Here is a 2,681-nt window from a genome sequence, read left to right on the forward strand (position 1 = left end):
TACTCCCAATATCCAGCAGACGAGCGCCACGTTTTAGCTTCCGCGTCCCAAACACTGGCCGTAACGCAAGGCGTTGGGTTTATTCCGTCGCAATTGGATCCATGAATATCTGCCACCACAACGCGTTGGCGCCCAAAATCAACGACCGCCCAGCCTTGATTGAGCAAGGAATGCACCTCTTCACCAACCCAAAAATGCGACATGCATCCGCCAGTTCCGCAATAAAGAGATGCGGCGCTTGAACACGCGAAACCAGACTCATTCAGAACCCAGTCGCGTCGTAGATCTCCGTCGAGATCGACCCTCTCAACCGCACCCCAGTCTAAGTCAAACTGACCGTTGTTGAACTCCGCGCAGGCCTGTGCCGCCAGATCAACCTTCGCCTGCAAACCGGGCGGAAGTTGCGATACATCAGCCGCGAAAGTTGGTGAGTTCCATACTAGACCAGAGACCAGCACAAACCTGGAAACTAGACCTTTCAATTGACGCACTACTTGGGAAGGTGTTTGGAAGGCAGCATCAATTGCACTGATCATATCTGTAGTCCCCGTATTCCAGCCAGTTTACCGAGCCTTCGCTAAAAATCAGAAACTCGGACCTGTCTTCCCCAAGTAGGGCTAAGACAAATCCGGCCGGCGGCTCAGAATTCCCGAAGTAACTGTAGGCCGTAATTGCTCTGATTGAATCACCGTTGACTGTTACTCGCGCGTCCCACTCTCCCTCAGGGTTGTCCAAAATCACGGGTTCGATCACGCGTTTTATCGCCCCGCCACCACAATATACGATGCCTTCGGGTGCTTCGTATGAGGCCTCTTGGCTAACATCCGAGTTGCACGCGGAACGAAGGGACCGAATTGCCGCGCCGGAACCTTGTAAGTCAAAGATTCCGTAGCTGATATCTTGATCAATCATGGACAGATTAACCGATGCATTTGCTGCAAGCTGGTCCAGCACAAAATCATAATCCTGCTGATTATTGAAACTGATCTCGACTGGATAGTTGTCGACGATCTGCAAGGCAGTGTTTTCTGCGCCAACCTGAAATGCCCCAACTTCGGTAGTGCCGTTCTTCAAAAAACGAATGGAAAGCCCTTGCTTCTGCACAATGTCTTGGCTGTCCTCGTATCCAGCCGGAGCAAAGCGGATACGGTTACACTGAAGTTCCAGCGTCATGTTTCCGGTTTGAATAAATGCATTGGGATTAGGCCCAGTGTTGAACGACCACTCCGCCGATGCTGAGGTCGCCATTGCCATCAGTAGCATTCCAATGGAAATGGTATTGCAGCTCATTTTTTCTCTCCATGGTGTTACGTTTCGTGCAGTCATTCAGCAAAGATTCCAGTCAATTGCCCCGGCAACCAGGTCAGGAAACAAGTTCGCCGTATTCGTTTGCGCCTTCTTCCGAAGGGCGCGTCAACCACCAGATCATCAGAATGGACAGAACCAATTGAAGAATTGAGACAACAACAATACCGGTCACGCCCAGGACGGCCGCAGGTCCTCGCAATGCATCGGGGTTTTCTGTCCCTTGCTCCAACACCGAGAAGAACGCCACCCCACCCAGCATAACAAAAAGCGTTGTAATGCTGAGCGCCATCGGCAGCAGCAAATACCAGCCAGGTCGTCCTGTATCATGCAGCCTCCGCCAACCGGCGGCCAGCATAGGTATGAGAACGGCTAGTTGGAAAACAGAGGACAGAACCCGAGATCCCTGCCCTGTTTCTGGGTCGGTCCCGAATAGGATCGTATCCAGCACAGCCAAACCAGCACTCACGAGAACCACAAACAAGAAGAACCACCAGTATTCTGAGCGAATAGCCCGACCGGAGAACTGGAAGTATTTCGAGAAACACGTTTTAACGGCTTCACCAAATCCCATTTTTCACTCCTTTATTGACTTTCTGTGCGCCGAAAAACGCTTCGCCGCTCAGAAGAATTCACGCGCCCTTAATCATGCGCCCACTAACCTTTTTGTTTGAGGGCAGACGCCTATCGTACGAGAGCGTAAAGAAGTTTACGCGCGGAAAAAATGTTGATTTATTAAAAATTAGATTCAAACATGTGAATTTGACACAACTTTCATTTTACCTCCGTTGTTGTCGTTGTTGCCCGATGTCTCGGGCCCTTCCGACTGCTAGAGTGAGTGCTGGCGGTCGGAAGGCACTTTACAATGATTGAGCCTTGGGAGGACGCGATGCCCAGACTTAACGAACTCGCCCTCTCTCCGAAGCTCGCTCTAGCTCTTGCCAGCGACGTCATTCGGCCATCACGCGTTATTGGCGACCCAGATAGTCAACGAAATATCGTTCCACCGACCAAGCCCCCGCGGCAAGTTTTAGGAAAGGCAGTCACAGGATCGAGGTATGTTCTATTGGCTGCCCAGACGCGAGAGCTTCAAACTAGTGCATCCAATTTCACTAATTTCAAGGGAACCAGAGGGAGAAGAAAATGTCTAACAAGATGGTGATGATTGCAGGCACGACATGTTTCGCACTGCTTGCGGCCTGCGACGATACGAGTACATCAAGCGCGTCCGCCGAGCTCACGCCGGCTCAGCAGGCGTGTTTGCGAGATGTAGCCAACACGACGAACAATTCGCAAGTCGTGGTGCTCTCATCCGCGTTTAGCGAGGCGGGAACACAGGTCACAGTCGGCGTTGGCGAGGATCGTGCTCCTTGGAA

Annotated in this window: 4 protein-coding genes; 1 reads left to right on the plus strand and 3 read right to left on the minus strand. The window is 51.7% G+C overall.

Annotated features, from left to right (window positions below):
• From AC2TAD_RS22245 to AC2TAD_RS22255, 3 genes are all read right to left on the minus strand, one after another.
• Nucleotides 1–536: hypothetical protein (locus AC2TAD_RS22245; RefSeq protein WP_480870726.1), on the minus strand; the 536-nt coding region annotated here is incomplete at its 3' end.
• The gene (locus tag AC2TAD_RS22250) at nt 520–1,290 is read right to left on the minus strand and encodes a hypothetical protein (RefSeq protein WP_480870729.1); all 771 of its coding nucleotides are present in this window, start codon (nt 1,288–1,290) and stop codon (nt 520–522) included. The genes AC2TAD_RS22250 and AC2TAD_RS22245, both read right to left, overlap by 17 nt.
• 73 nt (nt 1,291–1,363) lie before the next feature.
• Nucleotides 1,364–1,879, minus strand: a complete 516-nt coding sequence (locus AC2TAD_RS22255) for a DUF805 domain-containing protein (RefSeq protein ID WP_170418727.1) — start codon at nt 1,877–1,879, stop codon at nt 1,364–1,366.
• Nucleotides 1,880–2,448: 569 nt separating this feature from the next.
• On the opposite strand from AC2TAD_RS22255, the gene AC2TAD_RS22260 reads away from it, so the two are divergent.
• The coding region (locus tag AC2TAD_RS22260; RefSeq protein WP_480870732.1) for a hypothetical protein at nt 2,449–2,681 on the plus strand (233 nt) is incomplete at its 3' end.

The sequence above is a fragment of the Ruegeria sp. HKCCD7628 genome (assembly GCF_057221005.1).

What these genes read in the sequence shown, in the direction of transcription:
- AC2TAD_RS22250 (WP_480870729.1), bottom strand. Translation starts at nt 1,290, where the DNA reads ATGAGCTGCAATACCATTTCCATTGGAATGCTACTGATGGCAATGGCG.
- AC2TAD_RS22255 (WP_170418727.1), bottom strand. Translation starts at nt 1,879, where the DNA reads ATGGGATTTGGTGAAGCCGTTAAAACGTGTTTCTCGAAATACTTCCAG.